The organism is Pantoea sp. ABR1s (assembly GCF_057812235.1).
The window spans coordinates 617,557-635,894 of record NZ_CM173823.1; the positions used below are offsets into that span (position 1 = coordinate 617,557).

The following is an 18,338-nucleotide window of genomic DNA, read 5'->3' on the forward strand; positions in this document are numbered from 1 at the left end:
TGCCCGTGCTGACGCGGGTGGCAGCTCAACGGCCCGCTCGCAAAGGTCACTGAATCTCCTCTTTAACCTGATGCAGGCGGGGTGTCAGGTTTAACTTAACCTGATGCAGAGCCCAGCCTGACTTCAACCTGATGTTCCTGGCGATGGCTTTCCAGCGCTATTTCGTCACCGTCACACCGTTTGCCATCCAGCCACAGCTGATAGGTGCTGTCACCGCGAGTGACCCGGATGTTGTAGATCCCTTCCCCCTCACGGTAGACAATTTTTATCTCTGACCAGTCAGCGGGAAGCTGTGGCCGGACAGACAGCGCGTTGCCGCGCCGGGTTATCCCAAGCAGACTCTCACTGATAAGCTGATAGGTCCAGCCTGACGAACCGGTATACCAGGTCCAGCCGCCCCGCCCGCTGTGGCCTTCGGCCGCATACACATCCGCAGCCATCACATAAGGTTCCGCTTTGTAGATCGCCATATCCTGTTGATTGCCACTATGATTAACCGGATTAATCATAGAGAGCAGGGACCAGGCGCGCTCTGTTTCACCCATCGCCGCAAAGGCCATAATCGCCCACAGAGCCCCATGGGTGTACTGACCGCCATTTTCCCTGACGCCCGGTAAATAACCGCGAATGTAGCCCGGATTTGGCCCTGCGCCATCGAAAGGCGGAGTGAGCAATTTAATCAGCCGGTTATCCTTATCAACCAGATGCTGATAAAGCGCCGCCATCGCTGACCGGCATCTGGCGTCCTCGCCTGCGCCAGAGAGTACCGACCAGCTCTGGGCAATGGCGTCTATCCGGCACTCACTGTCAGCATGTGAACCGAGCGTCTGGCCACTGTCAAAAAAGCCGCGCAGATACCATTCGCCATCCCAGGCCGCATGGTTAAGCGCGGTTTTGAGCGTCTGCGCGTGCTCCTGACAGTGGCGGGCGGTATCGGTATCGCCGAACCGCACAGCCAGCGCGGCAAAGCGGTCCAGAACCGTATAGAGGAAGAAGCCGAGCCAGACGCTTTCACCCTTGCCGGCAATCCCGACGGTACTCATACCATCGTTCCAGTCCCCTGAGCCCATCAGCGGGAGGCCGTGCTGACCGAAAGTAAGGGCGTGGTTAACCGCGCGAACGCAGTGCTGCCATAGCGGTTCATTAATCTTACTGACGCCCGGAAGCTCATAGACAGACTCTTCGTCCTCTGCCAGCAGGCGACCTTCAAGGTAGCTGACGGGCTGTGACAGCAGTGCAATATCATCGGTTGCCTGCACATAGCGGCACAGCGCATAGGGCAGCCACAGGTAGTCGTCGGAGCAGCGGGTTCTGACGCCACGGCCAGCAGGCGGATGCCACCAGTGCTGTACATCTCCCTCAATAAACTGGCGGGATGCACACAACAACAGCTGATCGCGCAGCCGCTGCGGGGCAGCGTGGGTCAGCGCCAGCGTATCCTGCAACTGATCGCGGAAACCAAAGGCACCACCGGATTGGTAATATCCGCTGCGCGCCAGCAAACGGCTGGCCAGCGTCTGGTACAGCAGCCAGCCGTTTGCCAGTAAATCGACCTCCGCTGCCGGTGTCTGGATTTGCACTTTAGTCAGTAGCTGGTGCCAGTGCTGTTTAACCCTGGTCAGCTCGTTCTGAGCCTCCCCGGTGGAGAGGAACTGCTGCATCAGCGCTGTCACTGCATCCTCATCTTCCCCCACGCCGAGGGCAAAAACAAAGCTGCGGCTGTCGCCGTCAATCAGTGTTGTCAGCGTCTGCAGCGCGGCGCAGGGATCCATTCCTGCCCCGGTGTTACCCGACAGACCACGAACATTCATCATCGCGGGCTGCCGTGTGGTGCCGTTACGACCCAGACACTCAAGCCGGTTGCCGCTGTACGCAATCCGGGTGCCTGTGACGGCAAAAAAAGCGGTCCTTGCAGAGCCCGTACTGTTATAAAAGTTTCTGGCCAGAACCGCGCTGCCTGTCGCGATAGCGGCAGGGGACGTCACCACATGCCTTGCGGAGCGGCTCGCCAGCTCACCCAGAACCCATTCGACGTATCCGGTAATCGACAGATTACGCGTTTTGCCAGAGAGGTTACTCAGCGTCAGCAGGGAAAGTCTGACCGGCGCCTCTTCTGCCACGAACACCGTTAACGTGCTGCTGATGCCATACTCCGTGTGTTCAAACGTGCTGTAACCGAAGCCATGACGGGTCAGATAATCCCCCTTGCCGCGAACCGGAAGCGGCGTGGGCGACCAGACATCACCCGTCTCTTCATCACGCAGATAAAGCGCTTCGCCAGAGCTGTCACTGACGGGGTCATTGTGCCAGGGCGTCAGACGATATTCATGCGCGTTTTCATACCAGCTATAGCCCTGGCCACTCTCGGAAATGACGGTGCCCAACTGGCTGTTGGCCAGCACATTGCACCACGGCGCAGGTGTCTGCTGCTGGCCGGAAAGAATGATGTGATATTCGCTGCCGTTCTCGTTGAAACCACCGGTGCCATTGAAAAACTGCAGCCGCTCCGGCGAAAAGGTGACGGCTGCAGGCGGCGGCGTCTTACTGACCGATGGAAACGCAAAAGCCGGCGGGGTGCGCACCGGTTTTAACAGCGTGCTGAGCTGATCGGCGAGGCTGCCGTTCCGGCCTTCCAGCACGACCGCCGCGACGCTCAGCAACAGTTGCAGATCGTCAGCGGAAAAACTTTCGCTTTTGCGGATAAATATGCCGCCAGGTTTGTCCGCCTGCTGCCGTTCATCTCCGGCAGGGATCAGGGTCGTGAGCTGATTGAACAGGTTCTGCTGGTAGCCGCCCTGGTCGCTGTTCAGGATAAGCAGATCGACCGTCAGTCCTTTTTGTCGCCAGTACTGGTGCGCCTGAATGAGCGTGGTGACCAGGTCGAGTTGATTAATGTTTTCTATCCGAACCAAAAGAATCGGCAGATCACCCGAAATCGCATGGCGCCACAATGACTCCTGGCCCAGCCGGTTCTGCATCAGCGCGTCTGATTCGCCACGCATTTCGGCGCTGGAAAACAGTACGGCACTGGCCAGCTGATTGAACAGGCTGGTATCTTCGGTGCGAATATTCAACTGACGCAAGGCGACCTGACTGTGGGACCACGCCAGTTCAAACACCCGATCGGCGCTGATGTGGTTACGGTACTTCTCAATCAGCGCAATAGTGGTGTCACGCTGAAGTGTCACACCGTAAAGCATATCGATGGTGACGGCCTCTCCCGCTTTTAACGTCACTGACTGGCGAATTGATAACACGGGATCTAACACTGCCCCCTGCTGACCCGTTAATTCACTGCCCGGCATCAGTGCCTGAGCATCGGCTGGTGTCCTGCCGCGCCCGAGAAAACGAGCCCGGTCGGTTTCAAAAGAGGTCTGGCGGCCGGTATTGCCATGTATCGCCATCGCGTGAAACATCCATGCCGTCACTTCATTCTCTTCACGTGGCCGACGGTGAGCCAGAATTGCTTCCAGCCTGTCAACGATTTCAGTCTGGACGAACAGATTACTAAACGCAGGGTGGGCCATATCGCTGGCTGCTGGCGCCAGTACCACTTCGGTGTAGCTGGTGATATCGAACGGGCGGGTCTGACGGGAACGGTTAGTGACCGTGATGCGTCTGATCTCCACATCATCTTCCGGGGAGACCACGATATGCGTGTGAATGCTGAAGGTGGTGCCTGAAGCGTCAAACTCAATCCCGGCATCATTGAAACGGGTTTTATAATGCGGACGCTCGCAGCAGGTCGGCTGATAGCTGTGAGCAATCACTTCGGCGGATTGCTGATCGGTAACGTAGCAGAACGTTCCGTAGTTGTTGCTGGTGCTATCCGCACGCCAGCGGGTGAGTGCCAGCCCCTTCCACTGGCTGTAGCCTGTCCCCGCGTGCGTCACCATCAGATGATAATCTGCATTGGAAAGCAGCTGCAGTTGTGGCTGGCGCGGATCTGAACCACTGAATTCACGCTGGTCGGGAATGCTGCGCTGCTGTTTAGGGTCACTATTTTCGACAAAACTGCGGCGTGGGGTATAGAGCTCAATATCATCAGGCACTTTTTCCTGAAGCAGCAAACGCGACGACTGAAACAGTGCGCTGGACATAAAGCGCGCGACCATGGGCGCATCCAGCAGCTGGTGAGAGAGCGCTAGCAATCCCATCGCCTGGTGATGGGCCATATACGATTTGACGATCGCAAATGGCTGACCGGGAGCCAGTCGGTCCGCGGTGAAATCCAGCGCTTCGTAATAACCGTAGTCACCGCTGGCACCCATTTTTTTAAGCCGTATCAGATTAGCCGTCGCCTCCTGCGGCAGCACCATCAGCGCCAGCAGCGTCGCATAGGGCGCAACAACATGATTGTCATTCAGGCCGCGTTTCAGACCCAGTTCTGGCGTACCAAATGCCCGATACTGGTAGTTATGATTGACGTCAAACGCAGCGTAACCCGATTCCGAAACGCCCCAGGGCGTATCGGTGCTGTTACCCGAGACAATTTGTTGCCTGACCGCCGATAACGCCATCTTTTCCAGCAGCGTGTCGGGGTAAACCGGCATGACCAGGTGCGGCATCAGGTATTCAAACATTGAGCCGCTCCATGACATCACGGCGGGCTGGTTATTCAGCTGAGTAAATAAGCGACCCAGTACAAACCAGCTCTTGGCCGGAAGCTGGCTGGTGGAGATAGCAAAGTAGTGCGTCAGGCGGACTTCTGAAGGGAAAAGGTCATATTTGCTGGCGTCCAGCAGACCGCTGTCCATGTTATAGCCCACGCTGAGTAAAGACGTGGCCGGATAATAGAGAAAGCGGAAGTCCATACTGGCGTGATCGCTGAGGCGGCTGTCCAGCTCCAGCAGGGCAGCCATTCGTTCGCGGGCGGCCCATATCGCAGTCTCTGCCTGTTTTTCCGGGAGTCCGGGGCGGTTCAGGTTCAACTCAGCGAGCCACAGCAATGACGGAATGTCGGCAGGCAGTGGCGCATCCGGGGTAACCCAGCTGAAAAGGAGGGCCCACTCCTGAGTAAAATCGACCAGTTGCTGATGGAAAAGCGCCGGCCAGTTCACCCGCGTTGTCGGAAGATAAGCCTGTTCTGCCACCACGCTTAATGCCAGCAGAGCCTGCATCCCGGCGTGAAAATCGGCGGGTGAAGCGCGCTGCATCAGGCTTAGCTTAGCTGCGATTTGTTCCACAATGTCGCTGCGGGTGTCGCTCAGTTGGTCTTTAAGCAGTGAGAAGGTATCGGAGAGACCTTCCAGGATACAGGGGAGAGACATCACCGGCTGGTATTTCCACTGCGCCAGGCCCGCCTGAAGGGTCACAAGGTGAGCCGCCATATTACCGCTGTCTACGGTTGAGACGTAGCGTGGGTTCAGCGGTTTTAACGTCTGGGTGTCATACCAGTTATAAAGATGTCCTCTGAAATGCTCCATTCGATCAAGGGTATCGAGGGTGTCGAGAGTCCGGCTGATGACCCGATTCTGGCTGATATAACCAAAATCCCAGGCCGTCAGGTTTGCCAGCAGCGACAGGCCAATGTTGGTCGGTGAGGTCCGGTGGGCCACCCGCGACTCCGGAATCTCCTGCAGATTATCCGGCGGCAAATGGTTGTTATCACTGCTGGCAAATTCGTTAAACCAGGCCCAGGTTCTACGCGCGGTGCGACGCAAAAAGATGCGCTGTTCCGCTGAAAGGCTGCCTGGCTGAGCGCGTTTGGGCTGGCTCATGCGGCTCAGTAACGCGGGGGCGACCGCCCACAATAAAGCGAGCGCCAGTGCGACATGCGTCATCGACGGCATGCTCAGGCTGGTCAGGAATACCAGAACCGCGCCTGCTACCGGATTAATCCACATGCGGCGGTAGAAATGGCGCACATCAGGCTCGACAGGTTTCAGTGATGAAGCGCTCTTCCACTCGTTCAGGTAGCGATGGCTGATAGTCAGGCGCCATAAGGTCACGATAATCGCCTTCAGCGACCAGTAACTTTCGTGTGGCAGGATGGCCAGCGCCAGGCCAGCGCGGGAGAGGCGGTTAAAGGCATCGGTGACCAGCATGGATAAATGCTGTCGCCAGGCACGCGTTTTACTTTTCGTCACCCCATCGATCACCAACGCTGGCAGTCCTGGAAGCAGCAGAAATAGCATGATGCACCCGACCCAGAATATTGGATTCGGTACTATCGTACACAGCATAAACACCAGCATCAGCAGGGCAGGCGCCACCAGGCTGCGGCGCAGGTTGTCTGTTAATTTCCAGCGGGAAAGCGCACTGAGCGGGTTCTTTTGACGACTGCAATCTTCCTGCCGCACCTGCAACCGTAGCCAGTTAAGGAGCTGCCAGTCGCCCCGCACCCAGCGAAATCGTCGGGCAACATCGCTCAGATAACTATCCGGATATTGTTCATACAGGACGACGTTACTGACCACACCGGAGCGGGCATAGCACCCCTCAAGCAGGTCATGGCTCAGCACCAGATTTTCCGGACAGGTATTGCGTATCGCCCGGCTAAAGGCAGCGACATCGTAAATACCCTTGCCGACAAATGAGCCTTCACCAAACAGATCCTGATAAATATCGGATGAGAGTGAGGAGTAAGCATCATTCCCCGGAATGCTGCTGCACAGCCGGGCATAGCGGCTCTGACCGTTAACCGGTATCTCTTCAGCCAGACGAGGCTGCAGGATGGCATAGCCTTCAACTACCCGATTTTTGACATCGTCGAATACCGGCGCATTGAGCGGGTGGGCCATGACGCCAATCAGCTTATGCGCAGTCTCACGCGGCAGTATTGTGTCGCTGTCGAGAGTAATCACATATTTAACGCTGTGCAGCTGCGTCTGCGTGGCACCTACCGTGACGCTGAAGGCGTTTTCTTCACCCTGAAGCCAGCGATTCAGGGCATGGATCTTACCGCGCTTGCGTTCATACCCCATCCAGACGCCCTGAGAAATATTATGGGTGCGGTCACGGTGTAACAGGGAGAAGAGCGCAATGTCCGATTTACCCCCGCTGTAGCGCCGATTCAGCGCTTCCGTTTTCAGCACGGCGTAACGGATAAGCGCGGCATCATGATGATGGTCCTGTTCGGCGCTATCGGTAAAGTCGGTCAGTAACGCAAAACTGATATTCGTTAAGGCGTTACCGAGATAGCAGATTTCCAGAGAGCGCAGCAGGGCGTCTGTTCCCTCATTGCTGCTGAGTAAACAGGGGATAACTACCAGTGTGCGGTCATGCTCCGGTACCGCCAGAGAATAATCGAGTCGGGGCAGGGGAAGGGGATGGCGGCTGCGGGTGGTTAACTCGCTCAGCAACTGTAAGGCTAACTGGCTGCTGACAATGATGGCGGGCAGCACCAGCAACCAGAGTAATGACGCCATGCCCGCCTGATGGGTGCTGTAGAGCATCTCGGCGGTAAACGCGGTTGTCAGCAGTAAAAGGCTGCCTAACCAGGAGAGTAAAGGAGTCTGGCTCAGGTGCTGCCGGCTCCTGTTCAGCCACGTTACTTTAACGTCAAGCTGCTGTTCCAGTTGCTGAAATCCTTTATCCAGCAGGTAATAGCCGACATGCTGCTGACGCAGGGGAAGATCAGGCTGGCTGGCCAGCGTCAGCACAGCCTGGGCGACTTCACGTTCATCAAACCGACTGTGCCGCGCCAGACGTTCAATCACGTGGCGGTAGTCATCGCGACTGTCAAAATGCATCAGCGGGTATGTCCCGGTGGGATCCTGCTGCAGGACTTTCTCAACCAGGCTGACGGATTCGACAAAGGCCTGCCAGTCAATTTCGCCGAGTTGCCGCAGGCCGGTAATACTGTTGCTGACAGAGAGCTGACTCAGGGCCAGCTGCCGGTTGAACTGCTCAATGACTTCCGAGGTTTTCCGGCCGGTATTTTCCAGCTGTTGTTCGACCCAGGTTAACGCCAGAGTATTGTTCTGGCCACTTAAGCGCCGTTCAAGTTCAGCGACGAAAGCGCCGGAAACCTGCGGGTTCTGGCGGGCCATATCAGCGATGACCAGAATAACTTTTGACGCATCTTCGGCGGCAGTGGAGAGGATATCGCTGATCCACTGCTCCGCTTTATTACGTTCCTGATGTACCCTGGCCACGTCAGCCGCAATCCGGGACAGATTGTTGATAAGCGCAAAACGTAACATGGCAGGCAGGGCCCACAGTTCGCCGAGCAGCAGGGGCGTAACGCGCTGGTAGGCAGCGATAAAAGGATGCAGGACGCTGGTTTCCAGTCGGCCATCACTGTGCTTAATCATCTCCTCGGCGATAGCCTGGATGCGCAGGTAATGAGCCGACTCCTCCAGCATGGGCAGCCCTTTACCGAATTTTGCCGGTAACAGGTGCCGGACCAGGCGGATCTGCTCTTCAATAATGTAAAAATTATCCAGTATCCAGACGGCCGCCGGTGTCTGGCTGCGTTTATCGCCTTCACTCAGGATCTCTGCGCTGCGCGTCAATGACAGTTCATTATCTGCCAGCTGCTGCAACAGTCGGTAGGACCATTTTCCACCCGACAGATTATGCGTTTTCGCTAATTTTTCGCCGTAGTTATCCATTTGTTCAGCCGAAAAAATATCTGGCCGGTGGGCCTGATAAATACCTTCTGTCGGGAACAAAGGAAAATGCTCATCGGGTAATTCACTTTCCCGGCTGAACCACGTCGTCAGTTTTATTTTCACACTCATTTCCTTGCGCTTACGCAGCAGCTGGATCCGGAAAAAAAGAAAGGATGACAAAAAAGGAGCCAAAAGAAGGGCTGGAGGTGATAAACAGGTGTAGATGATATTGATTATAGTCCTGTTTCCGTTATTCGTAGCTATCCTGATTAACCGGCTGGCGTTCTCTTATAGCGATAAAATAAAGTTAAAAAAAATAAAAAGCTGCCTTCTCCTCACCTTAGCCCTGTTTAACATCAGAGCCGACAGATAAAAAAATTAATTTACCTGCACTGTGTTACGCTGATGGCAACATTTCAGAGGATAACGACATGACCTGGTTGAGCTTTCTCTTCGACGCGCTACACAGCAGCGAAACCAATACACAGTGTCCGGTGTGTAAAAAGTTTTCCAGACAGTCTGTAGCTAAAAAGAATAAAGGACAGGCAGTCTTATGCCCTCACTGTAAGTCATTGTATGTTATATAAAGTCCGTCGTCTTTTTATGTTGCGATCACCAGGCAGCAGCAAGTCATACTGTTTAACCTTATCCCTCATTGAGGCAATATCTTCGTAACATTAATTTCAATGTGCTGATAATTCTGCATTATCTTTCGTACTCGGTGAAATAACGTTGTGATTCACCCTGGTCGAGAAATTCGAATGGTGAAAGTTGAATAATATCTGGTCCTGCAGACCACACTTCATTAACTCTTGAGATAATATCGCCTTCCTGAAACGTCAGGAGGTTATTAATGCGTAACACAGCAAATCTGCCATTTTCAAATTCGACCTGATACAACGCAACTTTCTTCAGCGGCATGATGGTTCTTCCACAAATTACCCGGCAGCAGAGTTCAGCACTCGATGAACTTTTCATGATAAACCTCTAATCTATTCATACTCTTCTGTTCAATAAATTAATCTGCAGCATTGTTAATCTGACCTCAGCGCACACGTTATGCAGATTTCAATTGGCCCGTCTGGACTGCATTTGTTCATATCCGTAAATATAGCGGGTTTATGAAAGTAATCTGATACACCCTCTGCAGAGTTAAAAGTGACTCCGGGGTATGAGTCGGGTTATCAGAGTGAGCATGAGTGGCGTCTTTTACGGGGAAAATAGTGGGTATGAGAGTGTGAGGTTAATCAGGGAAAGGGTGAGGTGAACCTGTAACCCAGGTACCGGAAGGTGAAAATGCAGTGTTGAAGGCTATCAACTGACTCGCCGCCGCGACCGATGAGGCAAAGCGGACCACCACGCCGCTACTGGATGCGGTGGATATCAGCATTGCAGCTGATGACAAGATCGCTCGTCTGGCTGAGTGGAACTAACCACGGAGTAACCGGCTGAGTGATTTTCACCAAGGCGTGCAGGTGCTTAAGATGAGTGACGGCAGCGCGGTGATTACGGTCTGGCATGCGCTGACTGAAAAATCGGCCAGGTTAGTAAGAGCATTGTCGGGACGTGGCAGAGGATAAGTGCGCTAATGGATTGGCTTAGCAAAGAATAGCGTGGCTCAGTTGATGAACGATATCCTGGAGCTTGTGCAGCAGTTTGCTGGCCAGCAAGACGAGCCCTTTGATCGCGGCCAGCCAGTTAATAGCAGCGACATTGCGTGGATTGGCCAGAAGGCCGCTGTGATTAATGCCAGACATTTGCCCGTGATTGGCAAATAATCCACACTGATAACTCGCTATTGCTGCAGGTTTTTGATTATCCATCACCAGAGCGCACCAAACGTAAGCAGCACCACGCTAATGCGTGGCCACCACGAGCACGATAACCACAAAGAGAGTATCCGCATAGTCTGACATTGACTGCGCGTCAACACCGGCAAATAATCGTCCTGAAGACAAAATCGGCGGCACTGCTCCCGGCAGTGCAATTCTGAACATAAAAATTTTCAGTTTCATTTTGCTACAAACTACATCGACAGTCCGCACCGCCATTGGGCTTTTATCGGAAAACCAAACTAAAAAAATTAAAAAGAGTTTTAGTGATTTAATCTTAAAGAATGGTCTGAAAAAGAATCTAACTTATTGTTATTATTGAAAATAACCTTAATCATGAATTTTTTGGATAGATCGTGAACATTTGATGTACTTATTAATTGAATCAATAAATAACGCTAGTAATCAGTAGATCAAAAGAATGACTGACGCATAAACAACTTAAATAGAGTGCTAATGGAATTACTACTTCAGATTAGATATTCTCAGCCTTAAACATTATTTGCTTACAAGGAATAAGTATGGATGCAAAGCAAATTGCCTATGGAATCGTGGAGGGTATGTCATCTATCCCTTCAGGCATGTATCAGGGAGTTGTAAGAACATGGGAGGGAAGCGGTCTTGCCGGGAGCGATCTGAAGAACCGAAATCAAAGAGAAACTGAACGGTTTATGCGATTAATCAAAGCCACTGCAGACAGACATGAACCCATCCGGCAACTGATTACTATTGTGATTAACGATTTCTACGCAAAGCTCGATAATGAAAGCAAACAAGCTATCGATAGTAAGTTGGGTTATGGTGCTGGCAGAATGGGGGGAAGGATTGGTTCACAATTTTTCCTGGCCCAATTTATTGCTAAAAGAATACTAACTCGTATCTTGACAGTTGAGGCCTTTAAGCGGTTTGTCAGAGTTGGCTCGTCGCTTTCGTTGAACATTCTCATGGTGCAAGGATTGATTGAAGAGGCTTCAGTCGCATCAAGACGGATGCAAAATAGATTTCCAATGACCTATTCAAAGGTTTCACGAATGAATCTGGATATGGTCTATTTCCTCGTAGAGAGGCCACTCGAACCCTATCTGATTTATATCAACAGCCATAGATTAATTTGTGAAAGGATACAAAATGAACTCTGCAAAATCATTTCTTCTTAAATTCGTTAAGTTCATTGGTATACAAACCACAAATGTTGTTGAAGCCATTTCTACGGGTATTTGCTCATTTGCCGCATTTTTCTCTTTGTTTTTACTTGATGGCTGGCTATGGAAAATTATTGGTTTCTTCGGGTTCTTCATGCTGGCCTATTTAGTTGCTTACCTGCTGGATAAGCTAAAAGGAGAAGCATGATCGGTATGTGTTTTTATCCGTAATTAAGCTATCAAACAACAAGGCCGTGACACAGATTATGGCCTTTTTTGTGGTTGTAAAAAAAGCAATGAAACTATAAAGCTGACTAACAAAGTCAGAGTGATGCATATCATTAGTTAGATTTTTATTAACGAATTATGCATGGGCTACGTAGATCATTACTGCTTCGATTAAAAGCATCGCTTACGTAATGGAGAAAGTATGTATAGGCCGTACAGGCGTTAAACATAAAATTATCCTCTGCAGAAGCTTGATCGGGAAAGCTGAGACTATGGTAAGTTAGATCCCCAAAAAAATACACGTTGAACCAGACCGCTTTCTCTCGCAAGCCGAATGTTTATTCGCCAACGTTTTCAGAAAAAACGCCGTACTATTACATGGAAAAGCATGCTGCGCGGTGAATGGGCATATACAACAAGTGTCGGGGCATATGTTGGACGTTGGGTGCCCTGGATTGGCGCTGTGTTAACTGCATATGATCTTTCGATTATTACCCGAAATGTTGTTCATCGCTATAAGTAGATTACAGGTTAAAAAGGATAAGGCTGGTTATGAGTAAAGTTGAAGATGTTCATCGTCTGATAAAGAAATACTTTTGGGAAATGCCAGATGATGCATCCCTGAGTACAGGTAAAAATTGCGTTTTGCCTGAAGAGGCTTTTGATTTTTTTGAAGAATATGCTGAACATATTTAATGTTGATATGAAGCGATTCTATTTTCGTCTCTATTTCCCGGCTACAGGAATCCCTTTTTTGCCGAACGCTATTTTGCCAAAATATTTGCGCACCGATCATCATCAACCTGAGCCTTTGACTGTTCAGATGCTGATTAATTCAGCTGAAGCGGGGGAGTGGCTTTACTAAAATGTGATGCAGTAGAAAAGAGTGTTCATTTTTTTAAAATTAAAAGATTGGATATGAAATTAAAATAGCCAAAAGGAAAGTAGTTAAAACTACTGAGTATAACAGAGGTTGATATTGGTATGAGCGCTACTAATAGCTCGCTATGACATTGAGTTTGTGCAGGATTGCTGGGGGCTTACTACTCATTAATGGCTTGATATCTTCATCCGGCGTCTCATTAGGTACTTGAATGAGAAGGAGTATTCCACAGAACTTTCATTTTTAAACCTTTTATATCTACACTTTTAAATTCTATAAGGCGATGTCAAAATTATCACATTGCCTGGTAATGCTAAAGACGTCTCGTCATTTCCAGGCAGAGGTCAGCAGCAGATGCTGTTATTATGATCTTAATCATATCCACTGAAATCTTTTACAAGTAATAAGACTGATTTTGTAAATATAAATGTTTTTCTTAGTTGGCCTCATCTTTCTGCGGTATATCGTTACTTTTTTGATCAGTCGTGATCTTGCATATAGGTTTGTAGTGAAGAGTTGATATCTTCTTTCTGTCTTTTCTTGGCTTTTTCTCTCGCCTCCCTGCTGTTACAGGCCAATTGGTAAGCAAATTTGAGAGTATTTCAAGAATGTGATGCATTTACTTTTCCCTCTATTTTATACAGTTTATGAATCCTACCTATATTAGCCTGATAATATTATTCATTATCTTGAATTACAGTGACGTGCTCCCTGTTACAAGATTGGTAGCAAGTGAAGAATCGGATCGCTACTACACTTATCAGCCATTATGAACATACGATTAATTCTTTGAAAGCTGCCAACAATTTATACAAATGGCATAAAGCCTATCGTTGATGGTGAACAGGTATGAGTATCGACTATTCACCATTTCAAACACCGGGATTGTGGCAGATTTACGATACAGACGGTAATTTTATTTGGCTGGAAAAAACTATCAGAGCTTCTCCCTATTGATAAGCGAGTTACTTTACATACTTCTGAGCTTTTTTGCTTTGTTTAGTAGTCTTGTTCCACCTGCTTAAAGCAATCAGCAGCGGCATGATAAGGCTGTTGAGGAAAATGCACCGCCACTTTACCGCCACTCGAAAAGCCAGATACAAAAAAACCGCTTCAATGAGCGGCTTATCTATATGTTTTTTATATTGAAATTTGGTGGCCCCTGCTGGGTTTGAACCAGCGACCAAGCGATTATGAGTCGCCTGCTCTAACCACTGAGCTAAGGGGCCAGCGGAGCGGGGATTATAAAGTATCTCTTCAGGGCAATCCAGCACTCAGCCACCGGTTGCTGAAATAAGCAGCAGTGATTTACCTGCTGATTTCTATAACAAAACTGTCGAACCGCGATCCCGAAGTCGCAAACAGGCACGGATAATGCTTCTCCGTGCCTTTAGTGAAACCGGACTTCAGTCATTATGGCTGATGGCTGGCTCAGCTCTGACGATAACGGGATGCTGATTGATTCCGTGAAAGGTGGGGAACCATTGTGCCACGAGCCTGATCGTAGTCGTGCCACATCTGCAGATCTTCCAGCGCCGGAATAGTTACCGTCTCCTTGCTGTCGAGTCCGGCAAGCGCGGCGTCCACCATCTCATCAACGTCCATCAGCATTTCAGCCGGAATGTCATTAATAGACTGGCCTGCGCGGTCGAAAATCTCCGTACGGGTCGCACCGGGCAACACCGCCTGTACCTGTACGCCGCTCTCTGCGAGTTCACGCTGCATCGCACGCGTCAGAGTCAGTACGTAAGATTTAGTGGCGTTATAAGCGCCGTTGAACATCTCGTGCACCAGCGACAGCACCGACGCGATATTGATAATGATGCCATTTCCGCGCGCTTTGAAAGCCCGGCCAGCCGCCTGTGCCAGACGGGTGGGTGCCAGAATATTTAACGCCAGCATGGTGTTAATGCGTGTGATGTCCGCCTCAAGAAACTCACCCTCAACGTTCATGCCCGCGTTGTTCAGCAGCAGCGTAATCTGTGCGTTGTTCGCGATCTCCGACTCCACGCGTTGCAGATCCTGCTCGTGCGTTAAGTCAGCCGCCATAACCGTCACCCGAATATCGTGCTGCTTTGCCAGTGCGTCAGCCAGGGTGGTGAGCCGCCCCTGATCGCGCGCGACCAGAATCAAATCATAACCGCGTGCTGCCAGTCGTTTTGCATAGGTCGCACCGATACCGCTGGATGCGCCGGTGATTAAAGCTGTGCCTGATTGTGACATCTCTTTTTCCTCGTATGATGGTCGTCATAATAGCCATCAATATGACGATCATCATATCTGTCGTCAAGCTGGAATATGATGACCGTAATAATTACTATAATAGCCAGACGCTACGTAGCAGACACCGCAGGAGATGAGATGGAGAAGCAGAGCAGCAAAGCGCATACGCGGCGCCGTATCCTTGATGAGGCGGCGCGCGTGATGCGTGAAACCGGCACCGAAGGAATTGGTGTGGCGGCGCTGATGAAGCGGGTCGGTCTGACACACGGCGGTTTTTATGCGCATTTTACCTCACGCGAGGAGCTGGTCGAGGAGGTGCTGAAGCATATGTTTGCTGAAGCCGATACCTTAAAGCCCGCGGAGTCCGTGACCCAGCCAGCGCAGCAGCTGGCAGATTTTATTGATAGCTATCTTTCCGAGGCGCATCGCAATGCGCCGGCACAGGGCTGTCCATTAGCCGCTCTGGTGAGTGAAGTGGCTCATCTTCCACAGCCAACGCGGCAGATCTTCGCACAGGGCTTTAACGCGATGCATGCCGGTCTGGTGCAGATATTACGTGAGTTGGAGTTGCCGGATGCGGAAGCGCTGGCCTCCAGCATGCTGGCAGAGATGGTTGGTGCGCTGGCGCTGGCGCGAGCCTGTCCGGATGCTGAGCAGGCCAGTCAGATGCTGCAACGCAGCCGCGATGCGCTGAAGCAGCGTACGCTGGAGGTGGCGGCATGAGTGAACACGCGATCCGCGACATCATCAGTTCCGGTCTTGATGTGCTGTTCTGTGGCATTAACCCGGGTCAGTCAACCGCGCATCAGGGGTTTCACTTTGCGCATCCCGGCAACCGGTTCTGGAAAGTGATCCATCTGGCGGGATTCACCCAGCAGCAGCTGAAGCCGGAAGAGGAGCAGCGCTTAACGGAGACCGGCTGCGGCATCACCATGCTGGTTGAGCGGCCCACGGTGCAGGCGAGTGAGTTAGCGCCTGATGAGCTGCGCGATGGCGGTAAACGGCTGATGGAGAAGGTGCTTGATTACCAGCCAGCAGCGCTGGCGATTCTGGGTAAGGATGCGTTCCGTCGTGCTTTTAAACAGAGTAAAGTCGAATGGGGCAAACAGCCGATATGTATGGGGAAAACTCAGGTGTGGGTGTTGCCGAATCCCAGCGGCCTTAATCGCGCATCTCTGGATGAGATGGTCCAGGCTTATCGTCAGCTCTATGTGGAACTGCATGCGGGAAACGAATGAATCTGCGCAGGGCAGGGGAGAAGCAGTAACAGGCAGGCATAAAAAACCCCGGCGAACCGGGGTTTTTGTCTGACTTAATCGTCGAGGAAGCTACGCAGCACTTCCGAACGGCTCGGATGGCGCAGTTTACGCAAAGCTTTGGCTTCAATCTGACGAATACGCTCACGCGTAACGTCGAACTGTTTGCCCACTTCTTCCAGCGTATGGTCAGTGTTCATATCGATACCGAAACGCATGCGCAGCACTTTTGCTTCGCGCGCGGTCAGGCCAGCCAGCACGTCATGGGTCGCAGAACGCAGGCTCTCTGAGGTAGCAGAATCCAGCGGCAGCTCCAGCGTGGTGTCTTCGATAAAATCGCCCAGATGTGAATCTTCATCATCACCAATCGGCGTCTCCATAGAGATCGGCTCTTTAGCGATTTTCAGCACCTTGCGGATTTTATCTTCTGGCATCAGCATACGTTCAGCCAGCTCTTCCGGCGTGGGTTCGCGGCCCATCTCCTGCAGCATCTGGCGTGAAATACGGTTGAGCTTGTTGATGGTCTCAATCATATGCACCGGAATACGGATGGTACGCGCCTGGTCGGCGATAGAGCGGGTGATAGCCTGACGGATCCACCAGGTCGCATAGGTTGAGAACTTGTAACCACGGCGATATTCAAACTTATCTACCGCTTTCATCAGGCCGATATTACCTTCCTGAATCAGGTCAAGGAACTGCAGACCGCGGTTGGTATATTTCTTGGCAATCGAAATAACCAGACGCAGGTTAGCTTCCACCATCTCTTTCTTGGCGCGACGTGCTTTGGCTTCACCGATCGACATGCGACGGTTAATGTCTTTGACCTGTTCAATGGTCAGACCGGTCTCTTCTTCAACCTGCGCCAGTTTCTGCAGGGAACGTGTCACGTCGTCCTGCACTTCCAGCAGTTTTTCAGACCACGGCTTGTTCATGGCCAGAGCAGCTTTGAACCAGGTTTCATTGGTTTCGTTGCCGGTAAACAGCGTGATAAAGTTTTTCTTCGGCATTTTGCACAGCTCAATACAGAGCTTCATGATCAGACGTTCCTGCGTACGAACGCGTTCCATCATGGTGCGCATGCTGCCTACCAGGTAATCGAACTGCTTCGGTACCAGGCGGAACTGCTTGAAGACATCAGAGAGGTTCTGGATTTCAGCAACGGCGGCAGCATGACTGCGACCTTTGCTTTTAATCACTGCGCGGGTAGTTTCATACTGCTTACGCAGGTCAGAAAACTTCTCACGCGCCAGTTCCGGATCGATTGAGTTATCGTCGTCGGAGCTGTCATCATCCTCCTCATCTTCTTCTTCATCGTCCTTACGATCGGCTTCAGAAAGTTCAGAGCCCACGTGCGTTGCCGTTGGGGCGATATCTTCTTCTGCGTTAGGATCGACGAAACCGGTGATCAGATCGGAGAGGCGTGATTCGCCTGCTTCAACTTTGTCGTACTGATCCAGAAGATACGTAATCGCTTCAGGGTATTCGGCTACAGAACACTGAACCTGGTTGATACCGTCTTCAATACGCTTAGCGATGTCAATTTCGCCTTCGCGCGTCAGCAGTTCAACGGTACCCATTTCGCGCATATACATGCGGACCGGGTCAGTGGTACGCCCGATTTCAGATTCAACGCTGGATAACACCTGAGCGGCAGCTTCCGCGGCATCTTCGTCAGTATCGGAGCTGTTTTCGTTCAGCATCAGATCGTCGGCATCCGGGGCTTCTTCAACCACCTGAATACCCATGTCGTTAATCATCTGGATGATGTCTTCGATCTGATCTGAGTCGACGATATCTTCCGGCAGATGGTCATTGACCTCAGCATAGGTCAGATAGCCTTGCTCCTTACCACGGGTGACAAGAAGCTTGAGCTGTGACTGCGGGTTTTGCTCCATAAGACGGTATCCACACTTCTGTTAAATTAGATTGGTGTCGGTCGGCAGCGAGCCAACAATAGCAGTAAAGGCATTTAATTCTTGCCGCTGCCTTCGTCGCGGCGTGGGCTTTGCCCATCAGTAATCGGCACTTAAGCCGCTTGTATAAACTCTGTGCTAATGGCCTGGCTTACTCGCCATTCTGCTCCCCGGCAGTGCTCGCTTTCCTCACGTACTTCAGTACGCTCCGGAAGCTGTGCGCTGGCGGTGACCAGACTGGCTTCGACGCCTGCGGCCTTTAAAATGTGTGCTAAGGACCCGGCTCTACGCCAGAGGCCT

11 protein-coding genes, 1 tRNA gene and 2 pseudogenes are annotated in these 18,338 nt (G+C 51.5%); 7 read left to right on the top strand and 7 right to left on the bottom strand.

Annotation, left to right across the window (positions count from 1 at the left end; genetic code table 11):
* Window positions 1-95: 95 nt before the first annotated feature.
* The gene (locus ACXKZD_RS03005; RefSeq protein WP_488981852.1) at window positions 96-8,681 is read right to left on the bottom strand and encodes a GH36-type glycosyl hydrolase domain-containing protein; all 8,586 of its coding nucleotides are present in this window, start codon (window positions 8,679-8,681) and stop codon (window positions 96-98) included.
* Between the two features lie 308 nt (window positions 8,682-8,989).
* Here ACXKZD_RS03005 and ACXKZD_RS03010 point away from each other — a divergent pair, with 308 nt between their 5' ends.
* Window positions 8,990-9,145 (top strand): YnfU family zinc-binding protein, encoded by a 156-nt coding sequence (locus ACXKZD_RS03010; protein ID WP_216844881.1) that lies wholly within the window; start codon window positions 8,990-8,992, stop codon window positions 9,143-9,145.
* Window positions 9,146-9,263: 118 nt separating this feature from the next.
* On the opposite strand, the gene ACXKZD_RS03015 is transcribed toward ACXKZD_RS03010, so the two are convergent.
* The 3 genes from ACXKZD_RS03015 to ACXKZD_RS03025 form a co-directional block, all read right to left on the bottom strand.
* Window positions 9,264-9,536: a hypothetical protein gene (locus ACXKZD_RS03015; RefSeq protein WP_488981853.1), complete on the bottom strand. Its 273-nt coding sequence runs from the start codon at window positions 9,534-9,536 to the stop codon at window positions 9,264-9,266.
* Window positions 9,537-10,156: 620 nt separating this feature from the next.
* Window positions 10,157-10,384 carry a hypothetical protein gene (locus ACXKZD_RS03020; protein ID WP_192033495.1) on the bottom strand — a complete coding sequence of 76 codons (228 nt, stop codon included), beginning with the start codon at window positions 10,382-10,384 and terminating at the stop codon, window positions 10,157-10,159.
* A 30-nt stretch (window positions 10,385-10,414) separates the two neighbouring features.
* Window positions 10,415-10,573: a hypothetical protein gene (locus ACXKZD_RS03025; protein ID WP_488981854.1), complete on the bottom strand. Its 159-nt coding sequence runs from the start codon at window positions 10,571-10,573 to the stop codon at window positions 10,415-10,417.
* A gap of 338 nt (window positions 10,574-10,911) precedes the next feature.
* On the opposite strand from ACXKZD_RS03025, the gene ACXKZD_RS03030 reads away from it, so the two are divergent.
* The 4 genes and pseudogenes from ACXKZD_RS03030 to ACXKZD_RS03045 all read left to right on the top strand — a co-directional run bounded on the left by ACXKZD_RS03030 (window position 10,912) and on the right by ACXKZD_RS03045 (window position 12,625).
* On the top strand, window positions 10,912-11,547 hold the full coding sequence (locus tag ACXKZD_RS03030; protein ID WP_207254068.1) for a hypothetical protein: 636 nt from the start codon (window positions 10,912-10,914) through the stop codon (window positions 11,545-11,547).
* Window positions 11,519-11,740, top strand: coding sequence for a hypothetical protein (locus ACXKZD_RS03035; RefSeq protein ID WP_050541948.1), 222 nt, complete (start codon window positions 11,519-11,521; stop codon window positions 11,738-11,740). The genes ACXKZD_RS03030 and ACXKZD_RS03035 overlap by 29 nt, the downstream gene beginning before the upstream one ends.
* A gap of 327 nt (window positions 11,741-12,067) precedes the next feature.
* Window positions 12,068-12,283: pseudogene (locus ACXKZD_RS03040) on the top strand (STM2901 family protein); the annotation flags it as partial.
* Window positions 12,284-12,312: 29 nt separating this feature from the next.
* A pseudogene (locus tag ACXKZD_RS03045) lies at window positions 12,313-12,625 on the top strand (DUF1493 family protein).
* Between the two features lie 1,171 nt (window positions 12,626-13,796).
* On the opposite strand, the gene ACXKZD_RS03050 reads toward ACXKZD_RS03045, so the two are convergent.
* Window positions 13,797-13,872: transfer RNA gene (locus ACXKZD_RS03050), tRNA-Ile, on the bottom strand.
* 202 nt (window positions 13,873-14,074) lie between these two features.
* Window positions 14,075-14,866, bottom strand: coding sequence for an SDR family NAD(P)-dependent oxidoreductase (locus ACXKZD_RS03055; protein ID WP_346527808.1), 792 nt, complete (start codon window positions 14,864-14,866; stop codon window positions 14,075-14,077).
* 138 nt (window positions 14,867-15,004) lie between these two features.
* On the opposite strand from ACXKZD_RS03055, the gene ACXKZD_RS03060 reads away from it, so the two are divergent.
* On the top strand, window positions 15,005-15,589 hold the full coding sequence (locus ACXKZD_RS03060; protein WP_192033497.1) for a TetR/AcrR family transcriptional regulator: 585 nt from the start codon (window positions 15,005-15,007) through the stop codon (window positions 15,587-15,589).
* Window positions 15,586-16,104: a G/U mismatch-specific DNA glycosylase gene (mug, locus tag ACXKZD_RS03065; RefSeq protein ID WP_192033498.1), complete on the top strand. Its 519-nt coding sequence runs from the start codon at window positions 15,586-15,588 to the stop codon at window positions 16,102-16,104. Before ACXKZD_RS03060 ends, mug begins: the two co-directional genes overlap by 4 nt.
* A 74-nt stretch (window positions 16,105-16,178) precedes the next feature.
* On the opposite strand, the gene rpoD is transcribed toward mug, so the two are convergent.
* Entirely contained in the window at window positions 16,179-18,020 is a 1,842-nt protein-coding gene (rpoD, locus tag ACXKZD_RS03070; RefSeq protein WP_010699749.1) for an RNA polymerase sigma factor RpoD, read from the bottom strand.
* Between the last annotated feature and the right edge of the window lie 318 nt (window positions 18,021-18,338).

What these genes read in the sequence shown, in the direction of transcription:
- ACXKZD_RS03025 (WP_488981854.1), bottom strand. Translation starts at nt 10,573, where the DNA reads ATGAAACTGAAAATTTTTATGTTCAGAATTGCACTGCCGGGAGCAGTG.
- ACXKZD_RS03060 (WP_192033497.1), top strand. Translation starts at nt 15,005, where the DNA reads ATGGAGAAGCAGAGCAGCAAAGCGCATACGCGGCGCCGTATCCTTGAT.
- ACXKZD_RS03055 (WP_346527808.1), bottom strand. Translation starts at nt 14,866, where the DNA reads ATGTCACAATCAGGCACAGCTTTAATCACCGGCGCATCCAGCGGTATC.
- ACXKZD_RS03015 (WP_488981853.1), bottom strand. Translation starts at nt 9,536, where the DNA reads ATGAAAAGTTCATCGAGTGCTGAACTCTGCTGCCGGGTAATTTGTGGA.
- rpoD (WP_010699749.1), bottom strand. Translation starts at nt 18,020, where the DNA reads ATGGAGCAAAACCCGCAGTCACAGCTCAAGCTTCTTGTCACCCGTGGT.
- ACXKZD_RS03010 (WP_216844881.1), top strand. Translation starts at nt 8,990, where the DNA reads ATGACCTGGTTGAGCTTTCTCTTCGACGCGCTACACAGCAGCGAAACC.
- mug (WP_192033498.1), top strand. Translation starts at nt 15,586, where the DNA reads ATGAGTGAACACGCGATCCGCGACATCATCAGTTCCGGTCTTGATGTG.
- ACXKZD_RS03035 (WP_050541948.1), top strand. Translation starts at nt 11,519, where the DNA reads ATGAACTCTGCAAAATCATTTCTTCTTAAATTCGTTAAGTTCATTGGT.
- ACXKZD_RS03030 (WP_207254068.1), top strand. Translation starts at nt 10,912, where the DNA reads ATGGATGCAAAGCAAATTGCCTATGGAATCGTGGAGGGTATGTCATCT.